The organism is Paeniglutamicibacter antarcticus (assembly GCF_039544305.1).
Classification (GTDB): domain Bacteria; phylum Actinomycetota; class Actinomycetes; order Actinomycetales; family Micrococcaceae; genus Paeniglutamicibacter; species Paeniglutamicibacter antarcticus_C.
Window position 1 is genome coordinate 242,018 of record NZ_BAABLK010000034.1, and the last position, 25,621, is coordinate 267,638.

Annotated in this window: 26 protein-coding genes, 1 tRNA gene and 1 pseudogene; 8 read left to right on the plus strand and 20 right to left on the minus strand. The window is 62.7% G+C overall.

Annotated elements, in window-relative coordinates:
- Positions 1-99 precede the first annotated feature (99 nt).
- Together ABEA12_RS12705 and ABEA12_RS12710 are read left to right on the plus strand one after the other, a co-directional pair.
- A complete protein-coding gene (locus tag ABEA12_RS12705) occupies positions 100-1,467 on the plus strand; it encodes a short-chain fatty acid transporter (protein ID WP_210099969.1) in 1,368 nt (455 codons plus the stop codon).
- A 94-nt stretch (positions 1,468-1,561) separates the two neighbouring features.
- On the plus strand, positions 1,562-2,449 hold the full coding sequence (locus ABEA12_RS12710; protein ID WP_210102467.1) for a 1,4-dihydroxy-2-naphthoate polyprenyltransferase: 888 nt from the start codon (positions 1,562-1,564) through the stop codon (positions 2,447-2,449).
- A gap of 82 nt (positions 2,450-2,531) precedes the next feature.
- On the opposite strand, the gene ABEA12_RS12715 is transcribed toward ABEA12_RS12710, so the two are convergent.
- Positions 2,532-3,050 (minus strand): heterodisulfide reductase-related iron-sulfur binding cluster, encoded by a 519-nt coding sequence (locus ABEA12_RS12715; protein WP_345468490.1) that lies wholly within the window; start codon positions 3,048-3,050, stop codon positions 2,532-2,534.
- Here ABEA12_RS12715 and ABEA12_RS18715 point away from each other — a divergent pair.
- Positions 3,049-3,417 (plus strand): annotated as a pseudogene (locus tag ABEA12_RS18715) (hypothetical protein); the annotation flags it as partial. The gene ABEA12_RS12715 and the pseudogene ABEA12_RS18715 overlap by 2 nt on opposite strands.
- 473 nt (positions 3,418-3,890) lie before the next feature.
- Here the strand turns inward: ABEA12_RS18715 and ABEA12_RS12720 are convergent.
- Positions 3,891-4,160, minus strand: a complete 270-nt coding sequence (locus tag ABEA12_RS12720; protein WP_210099968.1) for a DUF4229 domain-containing protein — start codon at positions 4,158-4,160, stop codon at positions 3,891-3,893.
- A gap of 52 nt (positions 4,161-4,212) precedes the next feature.
- Here ABEA12_RS12720 and ABEA12_RS12725 point away from each other — a divergent pair, with 52 nt between their 5' ends.
- On the plus strand, positions 4,213-4,629 hold the full coding sequence (locus tag ABEA12_RS12725) for a PLD nuclease N-terminal domain-containing protein (RefSeq protein ID WP_210099967.1): 417 nt from the start codon (positions 4,213-4,215) through the stop codon (positions 4,627-4,629).
- Positions 4,630-4,698: 69 nt separating this feature from the next.
- On the opposite strand, the gene ABEA12_RS12730 is transcribed toward ABEA12_RS12725, so the two are convergent.
- The 7 genes from ABEA12_RS12730 to ABEA12_RS12760 all read right to left on the minus strand — a co-directional run bounded on the left by ABEA12_RS12730 (position 4,699) and on the right by ABEA12_RS12760 (position 11,775).
- Positions 4,699-5,865, minus strand: coding sequence for an RtcB family protein (locus ABEA12_RS12730; protein ID WP_210099966.1), 1,167 nt, complete (start codon positions 5,863-5,865; stop codon positions 4,699-4,701).
- 461 nt (positions 5,866-6,326) lie between these two features.
- Positions 6,327-6,400: transfer RNA gene (locus tag ABEA12_RS12735), tRNA-Met, on the minus strand.
- A gap of 634 nt (positions 6,401-7,034) precedes the next feature.
- Positions 7,035-8,063, minus strand: a complete 1,029-nt coding sequence (gene ccsB, locus ABEA12_RS12740; protein ID WP_345468498.1) for a c-type cytochrome biogenesis protein CcsB — start codon at positions 8,061-8,063, stop codon at positions 7,035-7,037.
- 8 nt (positions 8,064-8,071) lie between these two features.
- Positions 8,072-9,676 (minus strand): cytochrome c biogenesis protein ResB, encoded by a 1,605-nt coding sequence (resB, locus tag ABEA12_RS12745; RefSeq protein ID WP_210099965.1) that lies wholly within the window; start codon positions 9,674-9,676, stop codon positions 8,072-8,074.
- A 14-nt stretch (positions 9,677-9,690) separates the two neighbouring features.
- Positions 9,691-10,455 carry a cytochrome c biogenesis CcdA family protein gene (locus ABEA12_RS12750; protein WP_210102465.1) on the minus strand — a complete coding sequence of 255 codons (765 nt, stop codon included), beginning with the start codon at positions 10,453-10,455 and terminating at the stop codon, positions 9,691-9,693.
- Positions 10,456-10,481: 26 nt separating this feature from the next.
- Positions 10,482-11,108, minus strand: a complete 627-nt coding sequence (locus ABEA12_RS12755; protein ID WP_210099964.1) for a TlpA family protein disulfide reductase — start codon at positions 11,106-11,108, stop codon at positions 10,482-10,484.
- A gap of 4 nt (positions 11,109-11,112) precedes the next feature.
- The gene (locus ABEA12_RS12760) at positions 11,113-11,775 is read right to left on the minus strand and encodes a histidine phosphatase family protein (RefSeq protein ID WP_210099963.1); all 663 of its coding nucleotides are present in this window, start codon (positions 11,773-11,775) and stop codon (positions 11,113-11,115) included.
- 273 nt (positions 11,776-12,048) lie between these two features.
- Between ABEA12_RS12760 and ABEA12_RS12765 the strand changes: the two genes are divergently transcribed.
- The gene (locus tag ABEA12_RS12765; RefSeq protein ID WP_210099962.1) at positions 12,049-12,804 is read left to right on the plus strand and encodes a hypothetical protein; all 756 of its coding nucleotides are present in this window, start codon (positions 12,049-12,051) and stop codon (positions 12,802-12,804) included.
- Positions 12,805-12,880: 76 nt separating this feature from the next.
- On the opposite strand, the gene ABEA12_RS12770 is transcribed toward ABEA12_RS12765, so the two are convergent.
- Both ABEA12_RS12770 and ABEA12_RS12775 read right to left on the minus strand, forming a co-directional pair.
- Positions 12,881-13,654 (minus strand): redox-sensing transcriptional repressor Rex, encoded by a 774-nt coding sequence (locus tag ABEA12_RS12770; RefSeq protein ID WP_210099961.1) that lies wholly within the window; start codon positions 13,652-13,654, stop codon positions 12,881-12,883.
- 100 nt (positions 13,655-13,754) lie between these two features.
- The gene (locus tag ABEA12_RS12775; RefSeq protein ID WP_210099960.1) at positions 13,755-14,009 is read right to left on the minus strand and encodes a glutaredoxin family protein; all 255 of its coding nucleotides are present in this window, start codon (positions 14,007-14,009) and stop codon (positions 13,755-13,757) included.
- Between ABEA12_RS12775 and ABEA12_RS12780 the strand changes: the two genes are divergently transcribed.
- Positions 14,008-14,874 (plus strand): HAD family hydrolase, encoded by an 867-nt coding sequence (locus ABEA12_RS12780; RefSeq protein WP_210099959.1) that lies wholly within the window; start codon positions 14,008-14,010, stop codon positions 14,872-14,874. The genes ABEA12_RS12775 and ABEA12_RS12780 overlap by 2 nt on opposite strands.
- Before the next feature lie 122 nt (positions 14,875-14,996).
- On the opposite strand, the gene ABEA12_RS12785 is transcribed toward ABEA12_RS12780, so the two are convergent.
- The 6 genes from ABEA12_RS12785 to ABEA12_RS12810 all read right to left on the minus strand — a co-directional run bounded on the left by ABEA12_RS12785 (position 14,997) and on the right by ABEA12_RS12810 (position 20,330).
- Positions 14,997-15,095 carry a 30S ribosomal protein bS22 gene (locus ABEA12_RS12785; RefSeq protein WP_003792170.1) on the minus strand — a complete coding sequence of 33 codons (99 nt, stop codon included), beginning with the start codon at positions 15,093-15,095 and terminating at the stop codon, positions 14,997-14,999.
- Between the two features lie 142 nt (positions 15,096-15,237).
- Positions 15,238-15,450: a helix-turn-helix domain-containing protein gene (locus tag ABEA12_RS12790; RefSeq protein WP_210099958.1), complete on the minus strand. Its 213-nt coding sequence runs from the start codon at positions 15,448-15,450 to the stop codon at positions 15,238-15,240.
- A 201-nt stretch (positions 15,451-15,651) separates the two neighbouring features.
- Complete coding sequence (locus ABEA12_RS12795; RefSeq protein WP_210099957.1) at positions 15,652-16,752, minus strand: 3-deoxy-7-phosphoheptulonate synthase; 1,101 nt, start codon at positions 16,750-16,752, stop codon at positions 15,652-15,654.
- Positions 16,753-17,147: 395 nt separating this feature from the next.
- Positions 17,148-18,491 carry an NADP-specific glutamate dehydrogenase gene (gene gdhA / locus ABEA12_RS12800; RefSeq protein WP_210099956.1) on the minus strand — a complete coding sequence of 448 codons (1,344 nt, stop codon included), beginning with the start codon at positions 18,489-18,491 and terminating at the stop codon, positions 17,148-17,150.
- 191 nt (positions 18,492-18,682) lie between these two features.
- Complete coding sequence (locus tag ABEA12_RS12805; RefSeq protein ID WP_210099955.1) at positions 18,683-19,135, minus strand: ArsR/SmtB family transcription factor; 453 nt, start codon at positions 19,133-19,135, stop codon at positions 18,683-18,685.
- A 46-nt stretch (positions 19,136-19,181) separates the two neighbouring features.
- A complete protein-coding gene (locus ABEA12_RS12810) occupies positions 19,182-20,330 on the minus strand; it encodes an acetoin utilization protein AcuC (protein ID WP_210102464.1) in 1,149 nt (382 codons plus the stop codon).
- Between the two features lie 259 nt (positions 20,331-20,589).
- Between ABEA12_RS12810 and ABEA12_RS12815 the strand changes: the two genes are divergently transcribed.
- Positions 20,590-22,029: a TrkH family potassium uptake protein gene (locus tag ABEA12_RS12815; RefSeq protein ID WP_210099954.1), complete on the plus strand. Its 1,440-nt coding sequence runs from the start codon at positions 20,590-20,592 to the stop codon at positions 22,027-22,029.
- Positions 22,022-22,693, plus strand: a complete 672-nt coding sequence (locus ABEA12_RS12820; protein WP_210099953.1) for a potassium channel family protein — start codon at positions 22,022-22,024, stop codon at positions 22,691-22,693. Before ABEA12_RS12815 ends, ABEA12_RS12820 begins: the two co-directional genes overlap by 8 nt.
- A 74-nt stretch (positions 22,694-22,767) precedes the next feature.
- Here the strand turns inward: ABEA12_RS12820 and proC are convergent, their stop codons facing one another.
- The 3 genes from proC to ABEA12_RS12835 form a co-directional block, all read right to left on the minus strand.
- A complete protein-coding gene (proC, locus tag ABEA12_RS12825) occupies positions 22,768-23,628 on the minus strand; it encodes a pyrroline-5-carboxylate reductase (RefSeq protein WP_210099952.1) in 861 nt (286 codons plus the stop codon).
- 77 nt (positions 23,629-23,705) lie between these two features.
- Positions 23,706-24,548, minus strand: a complete 843-nt coding sequence (locus ABEA12_RS12830) for a sugar phosphate isomerase/epimerase family protein (RefSeq protein WP_210099951.1) — start codon at positions 24,546-24,548, stop codon at positions 23,706-23,708.
- A 22-nt stretch (positions 24,549-24,570) separates the two neighbouring features.
- Positions 24,571-25,596 carry a Ppx/GppA family phosphatase gene (locus tag ABEA12_RS12835; RefSeq protein ID WP_210099950.1) on the minus strand — a complete coding sequence of 342 codons (1,026 nt, stop codon included), beginning with the start codon at positions 25,594-25,596 and terminating at the stop codon, positions 24,571-24,573.
- Positions 25,597-25,621 lie beyond the last annotated feature (25 nt).

Below are 25,621 nucleotides of genomic sequence, written 5' to 3' on the forward strand. Positions count from 1 at the left end.
GGATACCGGCACAACTGAAGTAACGTGGGCTGCATCACCGGAGCGCCGGTCCCAATGGTTGTTCCCCCATGCCAGTCCCGCACAAAGAGGTGCCAAGCCATGAGCAAAACCACCCCGCCGCAAGGCGGAACAGCTATCTCCCGGGCCATGCGGCCGATCAACAACCTGGTCGAAAGGTTCATCCCCTCGGCCCTGGTCTTCGCCATTGCGCTGACCTTCATCGTTGCCATTCTCGCCCTGCTCATCACCGATTCCAGCCCGCTGCTGATCGTGCAAAGCTGGGGCGACGGACTGGCCGGGCTGCTGGCCTTCATCACGCAGATGGCGCTGGTGCTGATGCTGGGATTCATCCTTGCCAACACCCGCCCGGTGCGAAAGCTGTTGACGTTTTTGGGGCGCATCCCCAAGACCCCGCTCCAGGGTTACGTGTTCGTGTTCCTCGTGGCCGCCGTGGCCTCCCTGATCACCTGGGGCTTGGGGCTCGTGGTGGGCGGCCTGCTGGCCCGGGAAGTCGCGGCCCAAGGCCGGGAACGCGGCATCCGCTTCCACTTCCCGATGCTCGTTGCCGCCGGTTTTGCCGGGTTCGTCGTCTGGCATATGGGATATTCCGGTTCCGGGCCCTTGACCGCCGCCACCCCGGATTCGTTCATCGCGAAGCAGCTCGGCGGTCCGCTGTCCATCTCACAGACCACCTTCTCCTCGTGGAACATGATCGCCGCCGTCATCACCATCATCGTGGTCGCCCTGGCCCTGTACCTGGTTGCCCCGCGCGGGAACGACAAGATCGTGGAACTTGCCAGGGACGCCCGCGAGGAACTGGTTTCCGTGGACGACGAGGTCACCACCCCCGCGGACCGGGTCGATGCCAGCCGGTTGCCTACATTGCTGCTCGGGGTGATGCTGGTCGCCTACCTGGTGATCCATTTCTCCACCGGCGGCACGCTGACCCTGGACATCGTCAACTGGTCCTTCCTGGCCTTGATCCTGCTGCTTGTCCGGAGCCCCTTCGAGCTGGTGGCCCTGACCAAGCACGCAGCTTCCAACGTGGGTGAGATCCTGCTGCAGTTCCCCCTGTATGCCGGCATCCTGGGCATCATGAGTGGCACAGGGCTGATCGCCATCTTCTCCGATGCCGTGGTTTCGATTTCCACCCCGCAGACCTTTGGCGTGCTGGCGTTCCTCTCCGCCGGGCTGGTGAACTTCTTCGTTCCCTCCGGCGGCGGGCAGTTCGCCGTCCAGGCACCCATCATGCTCACAGCGGCCGCCGAACTGAACGTGGACCCGTCCATCGCGATCATGGCCGTTGCCTACGGCGACCAGTGGACCAACATGATCCAGCCGTTCTGGGCCCTGCCGTTGCTGGCCATTGCCGGGCTGAAGATGCGAGACATCCTGGGATACACCACAGTGGTGCTGATCGCCTCGGGCATCGTGTTGGCCGCGACCTTGCTGATCGTTTCGCTCTAGCTCACCTCACCGGAGCCCGTGTAATTTCTCCCTTGCCCACGGGCAAGGGAGAATAAGGGCTGCACGTTTTTCCGAAGCAGCGAGAGGACCGATGGTGGCTACGATTTCCCAATGGGTTGCCGGCGCACGATTGCGCACCCTTCCCATTGTGATTGCCCCCGTGATCATTGGAACCGCGGCCGCGGTGGACACCACCGGGAAGCTCGCCTGGTTCGAGGCCCTCCTGGCGCTGGTTGTCGGTCTCTTGCTCCAAGTCGGTGTCAATTACTCCAACGACTACTCGGATGGGATCCGCGGCACCGACGACGTGCGCGTCGGGCCGCTTCGCCTGACCGCTTCCGGCCTGGCCAAACCCACCACGGTGCGCAACGCCGCCTTTGCGTGTTTCGGGCTCGCTGGCCTCGTCGGGGCGTTCCTGGTCATCTACACCTCCGCCTGGCCACTGTTGCTGGTCGGGGTGGCAGCGATATTTGCGGCCTGGGGCTACACCGGGGGCAAGAACCCCTACGGATACCGTGGGCTCGGCGAGGTCTTCGTCTTCATCTTCTTCGGCCTCGTGGCAACCTTGGGAACCACCTACACCCAGGCCCACCTGCTCACCCTTCCCGCCTACCTGGGTGCCGTGGGAACCGGGCTCATCGCCACCGCGTTGTTGATGGCCAACAACATCCGCGACATCCCCACCGACAAGGAAGTCGGTAAGATGACCCTGGCGGTGCAGCTGGGCGATCCGGCGGCCCGCATCAGCTACGTGATGATGCTGGCCGTTGCCCTCGTGCTGCCGCTGCTGCTGGTGGCAACTCACCCCTGGATGTGGCTCGTCCTGTTGACCGTGCTCCTGTGCCTGGTGCCGTCCTGGATCGTGCTGCGCAACCACGAGCCCGGCGCCCTGATCCCGGTGCTGAAGCAAACAGGCATCATCAACCTCGCCTATGCCGCACTGTTCGCCGTGGGCATCGCGATGGGCCTGGCCCTGGGCTGAGCTCCGTGGCACCAGCCACCTTGCCGGCCCTTACCCGCCGGGGTGCCCAGGGATCAGGGCCCGCTCAGCACCGGGTGATGCGCTACAGCATTTCCAGCATGTGTTCATAAGGTTCCCCTGTCGCGCGGGTCATGCCCAGTTCGCAGGTCCGGTTGCACGAGGGGTGTGCGCCGGCACCGAAGGCAATGGCCTCGGCGGCCTGCTCTTCGGCGGCCGAGGCGGTGAGCTCGGGGTGCAGCATCCGCCGGTCCCCGGCAAAACCGCAGCATCCCCAACTTTCGGGAACCTTCACTCTGTGGGCCACGGCTTCGGCAACGGTTTGCAGTGCCTCGTTGAGTCCCAGCCGGGTGGAGGAACACGTCGGGTGCAGCGCCAGGGCCGCGAGCTTCCGTCCTTCCGGAAGCAGCGGCAGGATGTGCTCGGCGGTGTAGTCGCTCACGTCAATGATGTTCAGCGGATTGGCCCCCTCGGGGACCGCCTCCTGATCAATAAAGTGGCGCAGGCCCTCCGTGCAGGAGGAGGCGTCGCAGAGGATCGGGAGCTCGCCGTTGTTGCTGGCCGCACGCAGTAAGGCCACCACCCGCTCCCCCCATGCCCGCATGTCCCTTATCCATGCCACTGGAGGAGAACGGGGTGCCGCAACACAGCGAGTCGATTGCCTCAGGAAGAAGCAATTCCACGCCCGTCCGCGCGGCCAGGACGCTGAAGCTTTCCTGGATTCCCGCCTGCGAGGGATCGGCGGGACCGAACATGGTGTTCACGCAGGCCGGGACGTAGACGGCAACCGGTTTTCCGTTCGGCGGCGGCCGGGCACGCTTGCGGCCCCCTGCCAGAAGCTCGGAGGAGTACAGCGGCAACGTGTCCTTGCCCAGCACCCGCGGCGGCAAATCTGCGAGTGCGCATTGCTCCAGGGAACGGTGCTGACCGAAGCTGGACTCGCTGCCCACTACTTTGTCGCCCGGCCAACCGCCAGGGCCGCCATAGAACGGCTGGTTGCGGATTCGCTTTTGGAGCGAGGCACCCACAAATCGGCACCGGTCAAGTCCTTGGGTGCGGATTCGCTCAGGGACATCTATTTCGTCCTGGCAATCCCGGAACCAGAGGTGGTGCGCCGCCGTGCGCGATCCGGCCACGTGCCGCAGTCCGCGATCAGCCACAACGCCGAAATTTCCTCACGTCGTTCCCTGCCGAGTTCCGCAATCATCGACCCGGACATGGACTTCCATACGGCATTGATTGATGTGATGGATAGCGAACGAGCACGCCGCAATCCGCGCCCTTCTCGAGACGAGCGATCCCCAGGGTGCGGCCAGTTCGCTTGGTGGATACCTGGCCCATGCCAGGGAGCTGCTGGCCACCGAACTTGGCGTGGGTTAGCGCCGCAAATCCCGTTGCACGCGAAAACCCTTCGCGGCCCACGGTGTTGCGAGCCGGAAGGACGCTACTTCTCGCCGTCGAGGAAGCGGTCCTCGGCTTCTTCGTCTTCCAGGTTCCGTTTGGACTTCTTCGGTGCCTTGGAGCCGAACACTCTCTGCACATCGGCGTTCGCAGCCAGTCGCATTTTGTTCAGGAACAAATAGCTCACGGCAAAGGCGATCACCAAAGCAACCAGGCCCGCTGTGTACAGGGGCCACTGCAGCAGAAACAGCAGTGGGAGGAAAACGACGAAGAAAAGGGCCAACCGAATCACGGTGTACTTAAAGAACTGCACCCCTCCAGTCTAGACGCAGCAAGAACCCAGATAAGTTCACTAGACTAGGACTATGGTCAGGAACTTTATCTTTCTCGCGCTCGTGGCACTCGCCGTAACTATCTATGCCTTGATCGAATGCGCGCGTACCCGTCCAAGTGACGTGCGTTCGCTGCCCAAGACCGGTTGGATTGCAGCAATCATCCTGCTGCCACTGATCGGGGCAGGACTGTGGTTCTGGCTTGGCCGCCCTGCGGCCAGCACCTATGAGAAGCCCAACCAGGCCCGCCGGCAGGCAACCGGCGCCCCGGACGATGATCCGGACTTCCTGCGAAACCTTGAAAGGCAGCGTCGGAACCAAGCACGCGAGGACGATCTCCGCCGCAAGGAAGCCGAGCTGGAAGCCCGCGAACGCAAAATCCGCGAAGAGGGCAAACCTCGTGATGAAGGCGGCAACCCCACCGGGGAAACACCCCGGCACACGAAGTAGCCCCCCGGCGAAACCAAAACACCAGATGGGTGGTGGTTCAAGGAATTCCTTGAACCACCACCCATCTGCTTAATCACCCTTGACGTTGATGATCTGACGCAACTTGTGCCTCACTTCCACCAAGTCCGAGGCGTCCTCCATGACCTGGTCGATCGGCTTGTAGGCCCCCGGAATTTCGTCGATGAATGCGTTTGTGTCGCGGTACTCGATGCCTTTCATCGCCTCCCGCAGCTGCTCGACGCTGAAGTTCTTCCGGGCGGCAGAACGCGAGTATTCGCGTCCTGCGCCATGCGGCGAGGAATCCAGCGCCACGGCATTTCCCTTGCCGATGACAACGTACGAAGCGGTTCCCATGGAACCGGGGATCAGACCCGGATCGCCTTCACGCGCCCGGATTGCTCCCTTGCGCGAGAGCCAAACCGCCTTCCCGAAGTGCGTTTCCTTTTCCGTGAAGTTGTGGTGGCAGTTGATTCGCTCCATCTCCTTCACCTCTCCCCCGACCCATTCGCTGAACTGCCGAATGACCCGGTCCATCATTTCCTCGCGGTTGAGCAGGGCAAAGCGCTGGGCCCAACGCAGTTCTCTGATGTAGGCATCGAATTCGGCTGTCCCTTCAACCAAGTAGGCAAGATCCGGGTCAGGAAGCTCTATCCAGTACTTCTTCGCAACCTGCTGGGCCACCTTGATGTACTTCATCGCGATCCGGTTCCCGACTCCACGGGAACCGGAGTGCAGGAAGAGCCACACGTTGTCGTCCTCGTCGAGAGACACCTCAATGAAGTGGTTCCCCGATCCGAGTGATCCGAGCTGCAGCTCCCAGTTCCCTGCGTAGTCCGCCGGGTCGAAGCCGGCCTCGTTGGCAAGAGCCTTGAGCTCGGCGATGCGCGGAACGACGGTCGCTACGACCTTCTTGTTGGAGCGTCCGGCCGAGAGCGGGATCGCGCGTTCGATGTCCTCACGAAGCGGCTTGCGATCCGTGGGCAGCTGGCGTGCGGTGTACTGCGTCTTGACGGCAATCATTCCGCAACCGATGTCTACGCCTACCGCTGCGGGCATGATCGCGCCCAGTGTGGGGATCACGGAGCCGACGGTGGCGCCCTTTCCCAGATGCGCATCGGGCATCAAGGCAAGGTGGGGGAAGATGAACGCCATCTTCGAGGCGGTGATTGCCTGCTCACGAGTTTTCTCATCCAGAATGGACGCCCAGTTCTTGAGCCGGCCGTTGATGGTCTCCACGGTTTAACTTTCTGACTGTTGTTATTGCCTCGGGAGTCCAAGGCAAATTCGAAAAGTCCGGGGAGACGATCGGATCCAAAAAGAAGCCCCGAACCGGTGTGGTTGCGGGGCTTGTCTTGCTGCTGGCGTGCAGAAGTCTAAAGGCGTGGCAACCGTCGGTCTTGTTCTTGCTTGTACTGGCGATTAAATACGCTCAGGAAAGGAACAGGTGGCTGGGTCATTTGCAGATTCAGCATTATTCTTTCCCTTCAGTCCAGACCGTTTCCCATGTATCGGGAATTCAATTGCGTTGGCCACGTTCGGTGACCAGGAAAAACTGAGCTTAGCACCACCAAATGACATTGGACAAGGAAACCTTCGGAGGCGTTCACCGCCAACGGCCAAGGTGGCCCTCGATTCCGGATTGCTTCGGGAATGCAAGAAGCTCCTGTTCCTCAACAGGAACAGGAGCTTCTTCTTTGTGGCGGGGGCAAGATTTGAACTTGCGACCTCCGGGTTATGAGCCCGGCGAGCTACCGAACTGCTCCACCCCGCGTCGGTAAATACAACAATAACAGTGGATTGCCCAGCCGCCTAATCGGTCGATCGGCTCGCTGATACTGGCGGGTTTTGCCGAGGATTCGCGCAGGAAGTAAGGATATTTCCATTCCTTAGGCCACCAAACACCCAATACGGCTGAACTTAAGAGAGTAACCTATATCACATTGTGGGCCAGTGTGATTCAGCGTCGGCATCAAGTGGCCGGCCACTTGGTGCCGCAAGCATTGGCGTTGACACCATGGGATCCCGGTTCGCCCTCGAAGGATCCGCGGTCTCGACACCACCCACTGTCGGCACCGGTATCCAGCGCCGCGCGGTACTTGAGTCCCCGACGGCAACGGCGCTTCGCCCGGAGCCGGCTCCCTGCCCAACGAACAGGCCAATGGCCAGCACCCGCTCATCGTCAAACGAAACGCACGCCAAGATAGCGAGCATCCGTCATCGGATGGACCCTCTCGTACTCTTTTCCGGGTATGTGCGGCGCCTGGCACCCACGCGGTTCCGCTCCTTTGTTCGGATATGGTTTCGCGCCACGGCTACCAGTTTCCCACTGGCTGCCGGTTAAGACAGCGGTGGCTCCACTTCCCGTCAAGACGGAGGTGGAGCCACCAAGGAGTCAAGCTGGAGCCTTACAGCCCTGCGTAGGAGTGGAGCCCGTTGAAGTAAACGTTCACGACGGTGAAGTTAAAGACGATGCAGAGGTAGCCGATGATGCTCAGCCATGCCGAGCGGGCGCCGGTCCAACCCCCGGTTGCGCGGGCGTGCAGATAGCCGGCGTAGACAACCCAGATCACGAAGCTCCAGACCTCCTTGGTGTCCCAGCCCCAGTAACGGCCCCATGCGGCCTCGGCCCAGATGGCGCCGGCCATGACAGTGAACGTCCACATGACAAACGCCACGGCATTGATCCGGTAGGCGAAATTCTCCAGCGCGGCGGCGCCCGGGACCAGGCGCATGAACGGCATGCTGTCAGGCTTGCCGGCAGCCAGCGAATCGATCCTGCGATGCTGGATCAGCTGCAGCACGTTCATCGCAAAGGTGATGGTGAACAGGGAGGACGCAAGAACGGCAATGGAGACGTGGATGATCAGCCAGTAACTCTGCAACGCGGGAACCAGGTGGGCGACAGGCGTCGGAAATCCCATGGTGGCACCGCACAGCATCACCGTGACAAGGCCAATCACGAACGTACCCATGAAGCGCAGGTCCTTCTTCAAGAGCACAAGCGAGAACACCAGGGCCACCAGGAAAGAACCGGTGGAAAGGAACTCGTACATGTTGCCCCAAGGCACGCGACCGGCCGCGATGGCACGGGTGACCACGGCGAAACCTTGGAGTAGAACGCCGAGCCAGGTCAAGGAGACAGCGACCTTCGCAGCCATGCGTTTGGCGGAGGCGGCCGTGTAGTTCATGGAGTCGTTGACCAGCGCATCCTCGGCTCCGCCAAGGGCAGGAGCTTCCTGGGATCCGGCAGCGACAAGGACCTTTTGTTCCGAGGCTATGGCAGCGGCGTCAATTTCCCTGATGAGCTTGCTTGACTTTGCAAGATCCCAGGCGAATGCGATGAAGGCCGCTGCGTAGACAATTGCTGCCAGCAGCATGAACAAGTCGCTGTACTGTCCCAACGCCACATTGATCGTGGGCAAATCGTTTTCCATAGGGTCTCCTAGACTCCGGCTCGCTCAACGGCGGGCCACTGCTGCTCAAGGAGCTTGCGCAGCTCCTTGGCTTCGGATTCAAGACGGTGGTCTTCACCACGGGCCAACAATCCGTATTCGATTATCCGCTCTTCACTGCCCGATCCGTCAACCGAGGTCTTGATTTTCACCCAAGCACGACGCCGCGGGGTGAAGAGCGAGATGGCGAGCCCCAAGAGTGAAAGGGCTGCAAAGATTGCCACGGGACGCTTGCTCGGGTCGTACGCGATATCCACGCCAACGAAGCGCTTGAGCCCGTCAAAGGAAATGCTTCCCTTGCCCTCGGGCAGTTCGTAGGTCTGTCCTGCGCCGAGCACGATGCCTCCCGTGTCCAGTTTCCTGTTGTTCAAGTCCTTGAGCTCGTCCGTTTCAAGAACGTAGACATTCTGCGGCTTGCCGTCGTCCAGACCCAGGTTTCCGTAGTAGGAGTTCAGCTGCAGCTGGGGGTTGATGGCATTCGGGTCACCGGAAACGGCAAAGCCGGTTTCATCCTCCATGGCAGTGGGGAGCAGGAAGCCCTGAAAACCCAGCTGTTCCGGCTTGGCATCGGGAACCTTGATGACCATCAAGGAGGTGAACATGCCATCCTGCGGGACCGCGACCACCGGGCCGCTGAACGCGGTGTTCCCAAGACCATCGCGGACGGTGACGATCGGCGCGTACCCGTTGCCGACAAGGTACATGTCCGCTCCGTCGATCCGCAGCGGGTGGTTGACACGGAGCTTTTCCTTCTTGGGTTCCGCCTCGGGGCTACGGCGGGTTTCAACCTCGGCCGTGAAGTCGATGGGCTGTCCGAAGTGTGTGGTGGATTCGCGGTCGAAGGTGATGTTGAACTTCTCAAGCTCGACCGAGTAGGGATCCAGGGAATCTTCCTGGAAGAACGTGCCGGGCTTGAACGAGTCGTAGGAGACCAAGGAGTTCACGAAAGTCTCGCCTTCGACGAGCACTCGCTGTCCGTTGTATCCGAAGGCCCCGCCGATTCCCACCGATGCCAGGAGCCCGACCAAGGAGATATGGAACAAGAGGTTCCCGATTTCGCGGATGTATCCGCGTTCGGCACCCACAGACGGGCTGGTGCTTTCAAGACGGGCTTCGGAACGGTACCCGCGCTTCTTCAGGATCTTGGCCGCGTCCTGGATGACTTGTTCATCGCTGAGCCCGGAGTCGGCGGCCGATTGGATTTCAATGACACCGTTCTGCGGCAAGCGGTCCAGGCGCGATGGGGTGCGCGGCGGCGGGGTGCGAAGTGCCTTGGCGTGCTTCTTGACCCGGGGAATGATGCACCCGATCAAGGAAATGAACAGCAGCAGGTAGATCGCCGAGAACCACACCGAGGAGTACACGTCGAACAGCTGGAAGCGATCAAGCCAGGCACCGGCTGTCGGTTTGTTGGTCAGGTAGGTGGTCACCTGCTCCGGGTTGATCGAACGCTGGGGGAAAAGCGAACCGGGTACCGCTGCAACCGCCAAGAGCAGCAACAGGAAGAGCGCCGTGCGCATGCTGGTGAGTTGGGTCCACGCCCAACGAGCCATGCCCACCAACCCAAGGGCCGGAACCGCAACATCTTTTTTCATATCTAGCTTTTCCATCAGATAGGTAACTGCACTTCATTGGAGAACCAGTCCTGCAGATGGGTGACCCAGGTACCCCACAGGCCGGTAGCCATCAGGATTCCCAGGAGAATCAACATACCGCCGCCAAAACGCATGATCGCCAATTGGTGGCGCCGGAAGAACTTCATCGCACCCATGCCCCGACGGATGGCCATGGCGATGAACAGGAACGGCAGTCCCAACCCCATGCAGTAGAAGAAGGTCAGCAGTGCGCCCTTGGCCATGTTGGCGTCCGGTCCGCTGCTCATGATCAGCACGGCTCCGAGCGTAGGGCCGATGCACGGTGCCCAGCCCAATCCGAAGGTCAGGCCCAACACCGGTGCACCCCACAGCCCGGCGGGGGGCTTGCTGTGGATCTTCGCTTCGCGCTGCATGAAGGAGAAGCCTCCCATGAAGACAACGCCCATGAAGATCACCACCAGGCCAAGGAGCTGCGTGACCCACGAGCCCTTGTAGATCATCCATCCGGCGATCTGCGAGAAAACGACTCCCGCCAAAACGAAAACGACGGTGAACCCAAGGATGAACAGGCCGATGCCGGCGACCATTCGACCACGCTTGCGATCGGCAAGATCAGCACCCGAGAGACCTGTCACGTAGCCCAGGTAGCCCGGGACCAAGGGCAGGACGCAGGGCGAAAGAAAGGAAACGAGGCCCGCAAGGATCGCCACGGGAACGGCCAGCAGCAGCGATCCGTCCTGGACGATCTGGGCAAACAGGTTGCCCTGGGCCGGCAGCATCAAGGCGCCGGCCAGCGTGGGGGCGATCACAATGACCCTGTGAGTGCCGTGTTGATCAACGCCTTGAGCGTTGGTTTCTCGGCGACCCCCAGGATTCGTGCCGAAACGCGGCCTTGTTTGTCCAGGACCAGGGTGGTGGGCACCGCCTTGAGGGGAACGTACTTTGTCATCGCCAGCTGGATCGCTCCCTTGGTGTCCTGCACCGAGGGGTACTTGATTCCGAAGCTGCGTTCGAAAGCTTCGGCCGCTTCCTTCTCGTCACGGACGTTGATGCCCAGGAAACCAACTTTCCCGTTGAACTCCTTGCTGAGTTCCACCAGGTGCGGGGCCTCGATGCGGCAGGGGGCGCATGCGGCATACCAAAAGTTCAGCACTGTCACTTGGCCCGCCCACTGGGTCGAGTCGATCGTGGTTCCGTCGTAGGCCACTGCGTTGATCTCCACAGGATCCGTGCGTGAATCGGGGCCGTACTCCTGCACCGATCCGTCCCCGGCAATATAATTCTTGTTGTTGCCTTCACGGGCCTGCTTCGCCAAGGCATCTTCCTCACCCACACACGCCGCCAGCGGCAGCACGGCGGCACCAAGAAGGGCGGCGCGCAAGAATGAACGTCGTCCCAAGCGCTGCGCTTGGGACGAGATGGGATCGGTCATGATCTCAAGCTCCAGGGATGTTAGCGGCGTTCGCCAAAAGGTCCACGCTAGGTTCTGCATAACGGACTGCGACCAGACTTTCACCTTCAAAGTCCAGGCTAGTCACGGAGGTGAGAGTGCACTCGCGTTTCCGCGGGTCATGCCAGAGGGCCTTGCCTTCGGCGGAACGGCGCGTTACCCAGATGGGCAGCTGGTGGCTGACCAAGATGGCTTGTGCGCCAGGACCGCCCAGTTCGACCGCTCGATCGCGGTGCTCAACTATTGCGGTCATCATTCGTGCCACCTGGTCCCGGTAGGGCTCCCCCCAGGATGGACGAAAAGGATTCACGACGTAGGACCAGTACTTTGGTTCCTTAAGTCGGCTCTTGATTCTCGAAAGCCCCTCGAAACGGTTCGCTGCCTCGATGATCCGGTCATCGGTCACGATGTCCAGTCCCATGGCCGTGGAGACGGGGGCTGCTGTTTCCTGGGCCCGCACGAGCGGGGAGGAAACCAAGTGTGTGATTTTTGCGCCCGCGTTTTTCTTCGCGGTGAAATACTCTGCAGCCCGGCCGGCCATTTCATGGCCGAGATCCGAAAGGTGGAATTCCGGTAGTCGACCGTAGAGGACCCTGTCCGGGTTATACACTTCCCCATGGCGCAGCAGGTGAACGGTGGCAGTCGACATAGGTTAAGTGTCTCAAATCTTTGGGCCGATACCTAAACCGGGAACGTGATTTCGTCCTCTCCCGGCCTTGTTTCCCATACGCTTGTTCCTTGAGCAGGCCCGCTGCTGCGCAATCCCCGGTTCATCGTGCGACGCGGCTACCTGGCGGGCGGCGGCTACAACGCAGGGGCTAGCGGACACGGCATCAATACCATCCTTTGGGAGGGCCAAAAAAGAAAGCAGACGCTATATCGTGAAAGAAGAGCAGTAGTTTTCCAACCCTAGGAGCAGATCATGTCTACCCCTGAAAATGATCCCCAGACGCCGCCGGGCGAGCCGGACCCACCACAGTACGGGCAGCGCGCACCGCAGGATCCTGCCAGCGGGCAGCCTCCCTACGGGCAGCAGCCGGGGGCCGAGCAGCCCTACAATCCCTATGGGCAGAACCCCAACCACTACGGTCAGGTGCCTCAGGGCAACAATCCGTACGGCCAGCCTGCACCCGGAAACTATCCCCCCGGCCAGCAGCCTTATCCCGGCGGTTACCCGATGCCGCAGCAGGGCAACTTTGCGCCGCCGCAAATGCCGACGCACCGCCCCAAGGAGCTCGAAACATCCTTCTGGGCAATCATTGCCGCGGGAGTCATCTTCGCCTTCGGCACCATCAGCTCGATTTTCAGCATGGACGTTGCAGCCTTCAGGCGTGAGCTCAGCATGGTTCCTGACCTGGAGAACCAACTTCAAGCCTCAGGACTGAGCCTCGACCAAATGGTCGGGATGCTCCCCACGATCCAGAGCACCGTGGTCGTCTTTGCGGTGATCTTGTTGCTGGTCTACGTATTGGTTGCATTCATGGTCCGCAAGGGAAGCAGCGTGGCGCGGATCTTCGCTACGGTCTTTGCGGTCTTGTCGCTACTGGGCCTCGGAAGCGGACTGCTCCTGGCGCTTTCAGTCATCCTGGGCGTCGTCGGGGTGGTTTTCGCTTGGTTGCGTCCCTCGAGCCAGTACATTGCTGCTCGTCGCGCGGCACGGACCGCCGGCTACCGGTAAACGCCTATAGGCAAAATAATGGTCCGTGGATCCCAGCCGTAACCGGCGGGATCCACGGACCATTATTTTTTCCGGCCTACTCCGTGACCGAGCCGCCAACGGGCTCCCCTCGGTCCCGGCTTTGCGCGTGGTAGGCAAGGATTTGCAGTTCAGTGGCCAGATCGACCTTGCGAAGGTTCACTCCGCTGGGTACCTGCAGAACCACCGGTGCAAAGCTCAGGATGCTGCGCACACCCCGGCCCACCAACGTGTCGCACAGTCCCTGGGCGGCAGCACCTGGAACCGAAAGGACCGCAATGTTGGCATTGGTGGCCTCAAGCACGTCGTCCAGTTGGACTATGTCCTGGACCTCCAAGTCCCCCACGGTCGTGCCTATGACCTCGGGGGCGGAATCCAGGAGCGCGACGACTTCAAAGCCCCTGCTCCTGAATCCCCCGTAGCCGGAGAGCGCACGACCCAGGTTGCCGGCGCCGATGATGAGGACCCGCCAATCCTGCAGCAGTCCCATGGCCCTTGAAATGTGTTCGGTCAACTCGGTCACGACGTAACCCACACCACGGGTTCCGTAGGAGCCAAGCAGGGACAGATCCTTGCGAAGGATGGCCGGATTGACCCCTGCTTCAGTCGCCAGGACTCCGGAGGACGTCCGTTGCGCACCGCTGGCCTGCATGATGTTCAGGGCCCTCAGGTACTGCGTCATTCGCGCCAGTGTCGCCTCCGGAAGAACCCTGCCCAACGATCCAGTTGGTGGCTGCGCCGAGGCCGTCCCTGGCGTGATGCCGGAAGCCACCTGGTGGCCGGAGGCGGGGATGTTCACATCGCCGCCAGCGAAACGGTGTTCTGTGGGCATGGGTCTATGGCTCGATTCCTTGAATGGCTTCATGGCCTCCCGGCCGGTCTTTGCGACGTTGCCTCGCGTTGGGCTTGCAACAGGCGACGGCCGACCGCCGCTAGCTGGTGAGCAAGGACTCAAGGCGTTGGGCATCAATCACCCAAAAATCCCTGACCCTGCCATCGACCAACAGCACCGGGACTTCCTCCGAGTGCCTGGCAAGGAGGTCCTGGTCCTGTTCGATGTCCACGCTGTGCCAGGTGTATCCCAAACGACTCGTGACTTCGTCGAGGGTCTTCTCCGCGGCGCCGCACAGGTGGCATCCGGAACGGACCAACAACGCTATCTCTCGGGGGTTCTGCACACTGCTCATGTGCCAACGCTACAGCTCCGGCGAAAAAAGATTGCAATACACTGGGCGGATGCCCTCCACTCCTGTCCCCGCGTCCCTCCATGGGCAAGAGCCGGTGAATTCCGGCACTGCTGCCGCCTTTTTCGATGTCGACAACACCCTGATGCGTGGCGCCTCGCTCTACGCGGTCGCCCGGAAATTGTACCAACATCAGGCTTTTACCCTCCGTGAGGTGCTCTGGTTTGCCGTTCACCAATTACGTTTCGTGGCCCGGGGAGAGAACCTCGGAGACATCCACGCCATCCGCGACCGGGCCCTTTTGCTGGCAGCAGGGTTCTCCGTGTCCGACATGGTTGCGCTCGGGGATGAAATTTATGACGAGTTCATTGAGTCAAAGATCTGGCCGGGCACCCGGGCAATCGCCGACCAACACATGCACGCCGGCCGCCAGGTCTGGCTTGTCACGGCGACGCCGCTGGAGGTCGCCAAGGTCATGGCCAGGCGGCTTGGCCTCAGCGGAGCGCTGGGAACGAGCGTGGAGCACATCGAGGGCGTTTACACCGGACGGCTCGTGGGTGAAATCCTGCATGGGGCAGCCAAGGCGGCGGCGGTGCAGGAGCTGGCGCTAAGCCAAGGACTGGTTTTGGCCGAGTGCTGGGGTTACAGCGACTCGGCCAACGACATCCCGTTGCTCGAGGTCGTGGGACACCCGGTGGCCATCAATCCGGACCGTAGGCTGCGTCGGCACGCCAAGGAACGCGACTGGCCCATCTACGATTTCCGGACCGGCCGCAAGGCAGCAAGCTTTGGATTGAAGGCAGCCGGGGTGTCCGGAGTCCTGTGGGGCTTGTGGCGAAGCATCGGAGCGCTGCGCCGCCGTCGCTGAACATCCCCGCCCTCCACGGACGATCCGGGCACACTGCCCGACCAACAAAAAAGGTGTGCTTCCCCCGTTGGGGAAGCACACCTTTTTATGCGCCAGGTTCCGGGCAAGCCCGGAGCCTGCGTCTACTTCTTATTACGACGCTGGTGGCGGGTCTTGCGAAGCAATTTACGGTGCTTCTTCTTGGCCATACGCTTGCGGCGCTTCTTAATAACAGAGCCCATAGTGGTTCCTCACAAACTAATTCGATTGCCGACTACTACTTCGGCACCAAAGCACCACAATAGCCAACTTGACGTTAAACGTTCCTTAACAGATTACCTGCTTCTGGAGCGGATTCTGACCACTTCACCAAAAGCGCCGGGACTAGCCGGTGCTCGTGTCGCGTCCGTACCCGGCCGCCCGCAGGTATTCCTGGACGGCATTTTCGGGTACCCGGTAGGAACGACCAAACCGAACAGCCGGCAAATCCCCCGCATGAACGAGGCGATAGACGGTCATCTTCGACACACGCATTACCTCGGCCACCTCAGCGACCGTCATGAAACGCGCACTGGCAAAGTTTGGCGATTCGACCATTCCCTGATTCTCCTGACAATTTCCACACGACAATCGTGCCCTGGCGCGGGCGCGGGAGATCTCCCTGTCCACGCAAACACCCCAAGATATTCAATGCCCTTACATCCCACTTTAGTGGTACATGGGGCCAATGTGAACTATACAACGTTCCACGGCGCACCGGCCCAACGGAGCAACACGCGGAAACCCTGGGTCCGGTATCTAGCGTGCTGCACCCACGGCGCTGGCCAGCACATCGAGCAGCTGCGCGCTGGTCTCCCAGCCCATGCAGGCATCGGTCACGGACTGGCCGTAAGTCAGGCCGCCGAGCACATCCGAACCCTGTACCACTGTGTCAGGGTCATGTTTCTGTGCACCAGGGACCAGGAAGCTCTCGGCCATGATCCCGGCGATGGTGTTGTCCCCTGCGGCAATCCGGGCCGCCAGTTCGGTGATGACCTCGCCCTGGCGCTCGTGGGACTTGCCCGAATTCGCGTGGGAGGCATCGATGACCACTCTCGGGTTCATGCCTGCGCCATTCATAGCCGCGCAGGCCCTTGCCACCGGCTCGGCGGCGAAATTTGGCCCGTCCACACCTCCGCGCAAGATCAAGTGGGCATCCTTGTTTCCTGTGGTCCGCACGATCGCGGTACGTCCCTGGTCATTGATCCCCATGAACGATTGCGCGGCAGCGGCCGCCTGGCAGGCATCGATGGCCACCTGCACCGAGCCGTCGGTGCCGTTCTTGAAGCCCACAGGCATCGAGAGTCCCGAGACCAGTTGGCGGTGGGTCTGGCTTTCGGTGGTTCGAGCCCCGATGGCGCCCCAGCTGATGAGGTCCGCCAGGTACTGTGCGCTGAGTGGCTCCAGGAATTCGGTGGCCAGCGGCAGGCCCAGCTCGCTGGCGCGGAGCATGAATTCCCGTGCAGCGCGCAAGCCCTCTTCCATCTCGTGGCTTCCATCGAGGTGAGGATCGTTGACCAGCCCCTTCCACCCCACGGTGGTTCGGGGCTTTTCGAAGTAGCTGCGCATCACCACCAGCAGCTCCCCCTGGTGTTTCTTGGCCGCTGCGGCAAGCCTGGCGGCATACTCGAGGCCGGCAACGGGATCATGGATGGAACAGGGGCCGATGACCACCAACAGGCGCGCATCAAGGCCGGAGAGGACCGCACCGATTTCCTGGCGGGCCCGCATGATCCGGTAGCCCTGGGTATCCCCCACGGGAAGCTGCGCAACCAGCTCGGCCGGGGTGGGAAGTTCGGTAATCTCCCATACGCGTTCATTGGTGTTCGCCCGGCGCTGTGTTTCGATGGCAATGCTCATGATCTGGAGCCTTTCAGTTGCGGCCCCGGTGCTCTGCGCCGGGGGCCCATTGGTTTCACTGCGGCCCCGGCGATCACGCTGCGTATTCCTTCAGGGCCGCTATCGTGGAAATAGCGAAGGGCCGGCAAGCAATAGCTTGCGGCCCTTGTCGGCTCTGAAGGTGGGTATGCGAATTTACCGCGTCCTAGGCTCCTCCAGAGCCGACACAAAATACGCATACCAACGATTAGTCATGGATGAGAATGTACAGTCGCCGGCCGATATGCACAAATACTTCCTCGGTGCGGAGAGACACACTGCGTCATAGAACGAGGGCAAGGGGCCAGGACCGACACCGGAAACCTCGTGTTTCCGTTATACGTCCCGGCCCCTTGCCGGTGCCGTTGGTGCCTTGGCTAGATCAGGCCCTGGGCCAGCATGGCGTCGGCGACCTTGACGAAGCCGGCGATGTTGGCCCCGGCGACGTAGTTGCCTGGCACTCCGTACTCATCGGCCGTCCAAGCGCAGCGGTCGTGGATCCCGATCATGATCTGGCTCAGTCGGGCCTCGGTGTGCTCAAAGCTCCAGGAGTCACGACTGGCGTTCTGCTGCATCTCCAGTGCGGAGGTTGCCACGCCGCCGGCGTTGGCTGCCTTGCCGGGGGCAAAGAGTACCCCTGCATCCTGGAAGAGGGAGGTTGCCGCAGCGGTGCACGGCATGTTTGCTCCTTCGGAGACCGCGACCACACCGGTGGAGATCAGCCGCTTGGCGTGCTTGGCGTCGAGCTCATTCTGCGTGGCGCAGGGCAGCGCGACGGTGGCATCGACGTCCCAGACGTTCCCGCCTTCGACATAGTGAACCTTCTTGGACTTGGCACGCTGGGCGTATTCGCTGATGCGCCCGCGCTCGACTTCCTTGATCTGGCGCAGCAGTTCGACATCCAGGCCTCGTTCATCGACGATGTACCCGCCGGAGTCCGAAGCCGTGATGACCTTGGCACCCAGGGACTGGGCCTTGTCGATGGCGTTGATTGCCACGTTTCCGGAGCCCGAGACGACCACTCGCTGGCCGTCGAAGCTCTGGCCGCGGGTCTTGAGCATCTCCTGGGTAAAGAGCACCGCACCGAAGCCGGTGGCTTCGGGGCGCACCAGGGAACCTCCCCAGCTGATTCCCTTGCCGGTGAGCACGCCTGACTCGTAGCGGTTGGTGATCCGCTTGTACTGGCCAAAGAGGTAGCCGATTTCGCGGCCGCCCACACCGATGTCCCCGGCGGGCACGTCGGTGTATTCCCCGATGTGGCGGTAGAGCTCGGTCATGAACGACTGGCAGAAGCGCATGACTTCGCCATCGGACTTGCCGCGCGGGTCAAAGTCGGATCCGCCCTTGCCGCCGCCGATGGGCATGCCGGTGAGTGAATTCTTGAAGATCTGTTCGAAGCCCAGGAACTTCACGATGCCCAAGTAGACCGAAGGGTGGAAACGCAATCCACCTTTGTAGGGGCCCAGCGCGGAGTTGAACTCCACGCGGAAGCCGCGGTTGATCTGCACACGGGCTTCGTCATCGGTCCAGGGGACACGGAAAATGATCTGTCGTTCCGGCTCGCACATGCGCTGCAGGATGGCGGCTTCGGCATATTCAGGATGCTTGTGGGATACCGCTTCGAGGCTTTCGAACACTTCGGTCACGGCTTGGTGAAATTCCGCTTCACCCGGGTTGCGACGGAACACTTCGTCGCGGATGGTCGCAAGTTGCTGGTCCAAGTCTTATCTCCTCATCACTTGGGGCAGGCATGAGGGCACGCTACCGCCATGACTGGCGACGCTGCCCCACTCTAGAGAATGACATGGGCGGCGCCCGGGGCACAACCTAACGTCATCATGGAACCTAGCCCGCGTAACTTTTTTGGTCCTGGATGTATGATGACGCGCACGTTTCCGGCTTCGTGAACCGCCTAGCGCTTGCGCCCGAACTTCGGTTTGGGCAGTCGTTCGAGGAAGTCCTGTGCCCGTCCGGTCACCTGTTCCAGGCCGCGTCCCACGGTCCTGCCCAGCTGGGCCGCGGCAACGGTGGCCTGGTGTGTGGCATCGTGCGGGAGGGCGGCTGGATCGGGTAAGGAATCGGCAACCACGGCCAGGGCGCAGACGGGAGGCAGGTACTGCTGCAGCCAGGTTTGCAACTCGAGGAAGGTGGCCGGCTCAAGTGCGTAGTAGCGGCGCTGCCCGTCGGCGCGCATCGTGATCAGCCCGGCTTCGCGCAAGACCTTCAGGTGCTTGGAGACCGTCGGCTGGGAAACGCCCAAGGCCTCGACCAGGGAGCCTACCGAGCGCGAGTCCTCGAGCAGGGCTTCTAGCAACCGACGCCTGGTCGGATCGGCCAGCGCGGAAAAGACTTGTTCATGTGCCACCGCATAACTCTATCTGCATATACGTGCGTTGGCATCCTCGAAGCCTCTAGTCGAACCAGGGGTCCAGCCCGAAAAGCGGAAAGATCTCCTTGCGCGTGGCCATGATGGTGCGGTCCACCGGGTCGGCCGGATCGTAGCCGACCTCCCAGCTGCGCCACCAGAGTTCAGCGTCGTCCCCCATCGACTCCGGCGGCCAGATCCCGTAGCGCTCGTGCACGTATTCGCGCCACGGCTGCGGCACCTTGGTTGCCAGTGGAACGGGTTTGCCGGAGGCAATGGCCACCAGGTGGCTCCACGCCCTCGGGACCACCGAAGCGGTGTTGTATCCTCCGCCGCCGGTGGCGATCCAACGGCCCTCGCACAGACGGGTGGCCAGCTCGGCGATATCGAGCGCGCTTTGCCGTTGCCCGTCAATGGTCAAGCGCAGGTTGGAAAGGTCGTCGTCGCGGTGGCCGTCGCAGCCGTGCTGCGAGACGATCACCTCGGGTGCGAATGCGGCGGCCAGTTGCGGGACCACGGCATGGAAGGCACGCAACCAGGCGGCGTCGGAGGTGCGCGGGGGAACGGCGATGTTCACGGCCGTGCCCTCGGCGCCCGGACCGCCGATCTCGTTGGCGTACCCGGTGCCGGGGAACAGGGACATGCCGGTTTCATGGATGGAAATGGTCATCACCCGCGGGTCGTTCCAGAAAATGCTCTGGGTGCCGTCGCCGTGGTGCGCGTCCACATCGATGTACAGGACCTTGCCCACTCCCCCGTCGAGCAGGCGTTGGATCGCCAACGCGGAGTCGTTGTAGATGCAGAAGCCGCTGGCCTTGGAGGCCGAGGCGTGGTGCATTCCGCCACCGAAGTTCACCACGTGCAGGGCGTTCTGCGCCAGGATGGATTCGGCCCCCAGCAGCGTCCCGCCGGCCAGCCGCGCGCTTGCCTCGTGGATCCCCGCATAGGCCGGGTTGTCCTCGGTGCCCAGGCCCCGGGCCTCGTTGGGCACATCCGGATGCTCACTGACCTCGTGGACGGCCTCGATGTACCCGACATCGTGGACCGTTGCCAACTGTTCGTCGGTGGCCACCGGTGGTGCAACGACGCTGAGGTTGGCGCGCTCAAAGAGCCCCAGCTCGGTACAGAGCCGGGCGGTGAGATCTAAGCGAAGCGGGTGCATGGGATGGGTCTCGCTAAAGCGGTACGCCATCATTTCCTCGCTCCAGATCACTTGGGTCGGGGGCACTGGTGCATTGTCGGCAAACACACTCTCAGGCTACGCGATCCACGGCGCCGGTGTGCTCCAAGACACCCGGCCTGCCGCCAGCGGTGTCCCGCCCGTGGTCCTGCGTGGGCGCGAGTCGGCCCCGCCACCGAGGAATCCGCAGGTGCCATGGTTTATTGTGGGAGCTTGCGGGACACGGGTTTCCGCGCAAAGAAAGATGTCCACGTCTTGGAGCCGAACTAAACACATGGGGTCCTCTCCCTTTTCCGACTCACCACGACGGCAGGGCGCCGGATCGGGCGCGCTTGCCAGATGGCGCACGCGTCTGGGCCTGTGGCGCAGGGCGGCGGCGGACTTCACCGTCAAGTCCCCGGCACGCCTGGCGCTGTTGGCCTTCGTCGTGGTGATCTCCCTGTTCTCCTCGGTGCTCGCCCTACCTATCTCCTCCGCCACCGGCGAAGCAACCCCCTTCCACGACGCCTTGTTCACTGCGACTTCCGCCGTGTGCGTGACCGGACTGACGGTGGTGTCCACCGCCACCCACTGGTCCTTCTTCGGGCAGCTGGTGATGATCATCGCGGTGTTCGTCGGCGGCCTGGGCATCTTGACCCTGGCCTCGGTGCTGTCCCTGGCGGTGTCCAAGCGCCTGGGCGTGCGCGGGAAACTGATGGCGCAGAATTCGATGAACACCTCCGCCGCTTCGACCCTGGGCGAGGTCGGTTCGCTGCTGCGCATCGTGATCACCACCTCGGTGGCCATCGAGGTCGCCCTCTCACTGATGTTGATCCCGCGCTTCCTAATCCTGGGCGAGCCGCTGAACGAGGCACTGTGGCACGGGATCTTCTATTCGATCTCCTCCTTCAACAACGCCGGGTTCACCCCGCACTCCGATGGCCTGGTGCCCTACGAGACCGACCTGTGGATCCTTGTTCCACTGATGCTCGGCGTGTTTCTGGGTTCCCTGGGCTTCCCGGTGCTGATGGTGCTGCTGGCACACCGCTTCAATACCAAGAAGTGGTCGCTGCACACCAAGCTGACCCTGCTGGTCACCACGATCCTGCTGGTTTCCGGCGCCCTGCTCTGGGCGGTGGCGGAATGGAGCAATCCGGCCACCATCGGCTCCATGAACAACGGGGACAAGGTCATCCATTCGGTCTTTGCCTCGGTGATGACCCGCTCCGGAGGCTTCAACCTGGTCGAGCAGGGTGAGATGAACCAGGTCACGATGCTGCTCTCGGACGCCTTGATGTTTGCCGGCGGCGGCTCGGCCTCCACTGCCGGGGGCCTGAAGGTCACCACCATCGCGGTGTTGTTCCTGGCGATCTTCGCCGAGGCCCGCGGCGACACCGACGTTCGCGCCTTCGGCCGTCGCATCCCCGAGGGCACCATGCGCGTCGCGATCTCGATCATGGTCCTGGGCGCGACCCTGGTGCTGCTGGCCACCGCGTCGTTGTTGGTGATCAGCGGAACCACGATCTCACGGGCGGTCTTTGAGTCGATCTCGGCCTTCGGTACCGTGGGGTTGAGCACGGGGCTCTCCGGCGAGTTGCCCCCCGCAGGCAAGTACGTGCTCTCCTCGCTGATGTTTGCCGGTCGAATCGGTACGATTACCTTGGCAACCGCGTTGGCCCTGCGCCAACGCAATCAGCTCTACCACTTCCCCGAAGAGAGGCCCATCATTGGCTGAGAAGAAACCGGACCACAACGCCCCGGTACTGGTCATCGGGCTGGGCCGTTTTGGCGCCTCCATGGCGGAGCAACTGGTCAAACAGGGCCGCGAGGTCCTGGCCATCGAGCGCAGCCAAGAACTGGTGCAGAAGTGGGCCTCTACGCTCACCCACGTGGTGGAGGCCGACGCCACCAACATCGACGCGCTGCGCCAGCTCGGCGCCCAGGAGTTCACCTCGGCTGTGGTCGGGGTGGGCACCTCCATCGAGTCCTCCGTGCTGATCACCGTGAACCTGGTGGACCTAGGCATCGAGCACCTCTGGGTCAAGGCCATCACGCCCTCGCACGGCAAGATCCTCACCCGGATCGGAGCCAACCACGTGATCTATCCCGAGGCCGACGCCGGGGTGCGTGCCGCGCACCTGGTAGGCGGGCGCATGCTTGACTTCATCGAGTTCGACGACGGGTTCGCGATCGTGAAGATGTACCCGCCCAAGGAGACCCAGGGCTTCACCCTCGCCGAGTCCCAGGTGCGCTCCAAGTACGGGATTACCGTGGTGGGAGTGAAATCCCCCGGCGAGGACTTCACCTACGCCCAGCCCGACACCAAGGTCACCCGGCGCGACGTGCTGATCGTCTCGGGACACGTCGACCTGCTTGAACGCTTCGCGGCCCGGCCCTAAGGCACAACGCACAAAGACACCCGCCGCGTCCCCTGGTTTTTCAGGGTTGGTGGGGGCGGGTGCCTTGGTGGTTGCTAGCCGAGCTCCTTGGTGATGGCAGCGGCACGTGCCGCTGCCGCCGCAGCGCCGTGGGCGACGATCTTGGCCATGCCCTCGGCGTCGAAAGTCGCCAGTGCCTGTTCGGTGGTGCCCTTGGGGCTGGTCACGGCCTTGCGCAGGGCCGAGGGATCCGCGTCCGCCTCAGCGAGCATCTTGCCCGCCCCTGCAACGGTGGCGCGGGCCAGGTCGGTGGCCAGTGCCGGATCAAGGCCCAGCTCCACCCCTGCCGCGGCCATGGCCTCGGCCAGATAGAACGCGTAGGCCGGTCCCGAGCCGCTGATCGCCGAGACGGCGTTCTGCTGCTCCTCGGGAACCACATGGACCACCCCGGAACCGGAGAACAGCTCGACAACGGCGGCCAGGTCTTCCTTGGTCACGAATTCGCCGGAGCTCAGGCCCACCGCTCCGGAACCCACCTTCAACGGCGTGTTGGGCATCGAACGCACGATCGGCTGGCCCGCTTCCAAGTGTGCCGCCATCATCTCGATGGTGATGGCAGCCGCCACCGAGACGACCACGGCAGTGGGCTTGAGCGATCCACGGATCTGGTCGCACAGGGCGGTGATGCCCACGGGCTTCACGCCCAGGAAGACAACGTCCGCATCCTTCACGGCGTTGATGTTGGCCTCGGGGTCCTGCTCACCGATCAGCACGGTGACGCCGGTTTCGGTGCGCAGGTCATCGGCTTTGGCGTCGCTGCGCAGGGTCGCTACCACCGCGGTTCGATCGTAGCCGGAGGCGATGATGCCCCGCAGCACCGCCCCGTTCATGGACCCGGTGCCCAGGAAGGCGAGTTTGTTCGTGGCATGGGGAGGAGTCGATTGCACAGAAGTCATCTCACCAGTCTTCCACGGATGGGTGCCCGATGGCCCGTCGAGCCATCGGGCGGGCGTGTGGAAGCCCGGGTGCCCAGCTACTGCGTGGCGGCGGACCCGCCCTTGGCGTCCTGACTCACCGGGGCCAGGTGGCGTCGGGCGAATTGAAGTGTCTCGCCCAGCCATGCCTCGCGCTCCCCGGCTCCCTTGGCCTTGCGTGTGGAGACCTCCACGGCCACCACGCCGTCCCAGGCCGAGTCGCGCAGGTATTCGATCCCCTCGATGACCGGCTGGGTGCCGCGTCCGGGCACCAGGTGCTCGTCCTTGCCGTTGTTTTTGCCGTCGCACAGGTGTACGTGGCTCAGCCTCTCGCCCAGATCACGGAAGGCCGCCGCCGAGTCCATGTCCGCGATCGCGGAGTGCGAGAAGTCCCAGGTGACAAACTCGTACGGTTCGGGGATCGGGTTCCAGTGCGGCAGGTACATCTTCGCTTCGCGGCCCCGCGCACGCCACGGATACATGTTTTCCACCGCGATCCTCACCCCGTATTCCTCCATGATCCGGCGGATGCCGGTGGCGAATTCGGTGGCGTAGATGCCCTGCCAGCGAAACGGCGGGTGGGCAACGACGACGTCGCACCCCACCTCAACGGCCATGGCGGCCGCGGATTCGATCTTGTTCCAGGCGGTGCCCCAGACCTGCTGGGTCAACAGAAGCGTGGGCGCGTGGATGGCCATGATGGGTTGTTCGTAGCGTTCGGCCAGCCGGTTCAGTGCGGCGGGATCCTGCGAGACCTGGTTGCCGGTGACCAGCACCTCGACCCCGTCGTAGCCCAGGTCGTGGGACACCGCGAAGGCGTCATGGACGTTCAGCGGGTAGACCGACGCGCTGGAAAGCGCCACCGGGATCTCGGTGCTGCTGCCGTGCCCTGACTCGATCATGGAACCCTGCCTCTGCTTATACCTAAAGTGCCGTGCTGCTTGAGGACATCGACATTACCGAGGATTGTCCCAAAGCCACCTCTCCGACACCCACGCTACTACTGAGCGGCACGCTTGAGTCAAAAAGTACGTGGTCGAAGCGCCGGAGCATCAACCCCTCGCGCAGCGCCCACGGGCAGATGCGCAGGGACTTGACCTTCATCGCCTCCATGGCCTCCAGGGCCACGATGGCCCCGGCGAGCATCTGCGGGGCACGGATCGCAGAGACCCCCGGCAGCTCTGCGCGTTCCTCCCAGCTCATCGCGATGAGCCTGTTGGTCCACACCTTCAGCGACTCGGCGCGCAGCACCCGCTTGACGTAGGGGCCCTCCGCCGATGGGGCCGCCCCGGTGATCCGCGCCAGCGAGCGGAAGGTCTTTGAGGTCCCGGTGACCAGGGTCGGCTTGCCGAACTGGCGCAGCTCGGCGATGGGCTCGGTGAGCACCTCGCGCACGTGCTTGCGCAGCGCCTTGAGTTCCTTGATCGACGCCGGCTCGGTCGGCAGCCATTGGTGGGTGAGCCGTCCGGCGCCCAGCGGCACCGAGTGGGCAACGGTGGGGAACTCGTCCTGGCCCAGGGCGAGTTCGAAGGAACCGCCGCCCATGTCTAGGTTCAGGATCCGATCCGAGCTCCAGCCGAACCATCGGCGCACCGCGTAGTAGGTCATGCCGGCTTCCTGCTCGCCGGTGAGCTCGGTGAGCCTCACCCCGGTCTCGGCGACGACCTTGGCGAGCACTTCGGCACCGTTGGCCGATTCGCGGATCGCCGAGGTGCAAAAGGCCAAAAGGTCCTCCGCGTGGTGGTTCACGGCGAACTGCGCGGCCTCGTGGACGAAGTCCAGCAGCTCGTTTTGCCCGGCCTGGTTGATCGCCCCGTTTTCATCGAGGTAGCTCACCAGCGAAAGCGGGCGTTTGTGCGAGGCGAAGGGCACCGGGCGGGCGCCCGGATACGCGTCGACAAGCAACAAGTGGACCGTGTTCGATCCGATATCCAGTACGCCCAGCCTCATGGTGCCATCCTCATGTGCATGCCCC

Bases quoted from the DNA above. Each gene is read 5' to 3' on its own strand.
- ABEA12_RS12705 (WP_210099969.1), top strand. From the start codon at position 100: ATGAGCAAAACCACCCCGCCGCAAGGCGGAACAGCTATCTCCCGGGCC.
- ABEA12_RS12715 (WP_345468490.1), bottom strand. From the start codon at position 3,050: ATGCGGGCATGGGGGGAGCGGGTGGTGGCCTTACTGCGTGCGGCCAGC.
- ABEA12_RS12725 (WP_210099967.1), top strand. From the start codon at position 4,213: ATGGTCAGGAACTTTATCTTTCTCGCGCTCGTGGCACTCGCCGTAACT.
- ccsB (WP_345468498.1), bottom strand. From the start codon at position 8,063: ATGGAAAACGATTTGCCCACGATCAATGTGGCGTTGGGACAGTACAGC.
- resB (WP_210099965.1), bottom strand. From the start codon at position 9,676: ATGAAAAAAGATGTTGCGGTTCCGGCCCTTGGGTTGGTGGGCATGGCT.
- ABEA12_RS12750 (WP_210102465.1), bottom strand. From the start codon at position 10,455: ATGCTGCCGGCCCAGGGCAACCTGTTTGCCCAGATCGTCCAGGACGGA.
- ABEA12_RS12755 (WP_210099964.1), bottom strand. From the start codon at position 11,108: ATGACCGATCCCATCTCGTCCCAAGCGCAGCGCTTGGGACGACGTTCA.
- ABEA12_RS12760 (WP_210099963.1), bottom strand. From the start codon at position 11,775: ATGTCGACTGCCACCGTTCACCTGCTGCGCCATGGGGAAGTGTATAAC.
- ABEA12_RS12765 (WP_210099962.1), top strand. From the start codon at position 12,049: ATGTCTACCCCTGAAAATGATCCCCAGACGCCGCCGGGCGAGCCGGAC.
- ABEA12_RS12770 (WP_210099961.1), bottom strand. From the start codon at position 13,654: ATGCCCACAGAACACCGTTTCGCTGGCGGCGATGTGAACATCCCCGCC.
- ABEA12_RS12780 (WP_210099959.1), top strand. From the start codon at position 14,008: ATGTGCCAACGCTACAGCTCCGGCGAAAAAAGATTGCAATACACTGGG.
- ABEA12_RS12775 (WP_210099960.1), bottom strand. From the start codon at position 14,009: ATGAGCAGTGTGCAGAACCCCCGAGAGATAGCGTTGTTGGTCCGTTCC.
- ABEA12_RS12785 (WP_003792170.1), bottom strand. From the start codon at position 15,095: ATGGGCTCTGTTATTAAGAAGCGCCGCAAGCGTATGGCCAAGAAGAAG.
- ABEA12_RS12790 (WP_210099958.1), bottom strand. From the start codon at position 15,450: ATGGTCGAATCGCCAAACTTTGCCAGTGCGCGTTTCATGACGGTCGCT.
- ABEA12_RS12795 (WP_210099957.1), bottom strand. From the start codon at position 16,752: ATGAGCATTGCCATCGAAACACAGCGCCGGGCGAACACCAATGAACGC.
- ABEA12_RS12810 (WP_210102464.1), bottom strand. From the start codon at position 20,330: ATGATGGCGTACCGCTTTAGCGAGACCCATCCCATGCACCCGCTTCGC.
- ABEA12_RS12815 (WP_210099954.1), top strand. From the start codon at position 20,590: ATGGGGTCCTCTCCCTTTTCCGACTCACCACGACGGCAGGGCGCCGGA.
- proC (WP_210099952.1), bottom strand. From the start codon at position 23,628: ATGACTTCTGTGCAATCGACTCCTCCCCATGCCACGAACAAACTCGCC.
- ABEA12_RS12830 (WP_210099951.1), bottom strand. From the start codon at position 24,548: ATGATCGAGTCAGGGCACGGCAGCAGCACCGAGATCCCGGTGGCGCTT.
- ABEA12_RS12835 (WP_210099950.1), bottom strand. From the start codon at position 25,596: ATGAGGCTGGGCGTACTGGATATCGGATCGAACACGGTCCACTTGTTG.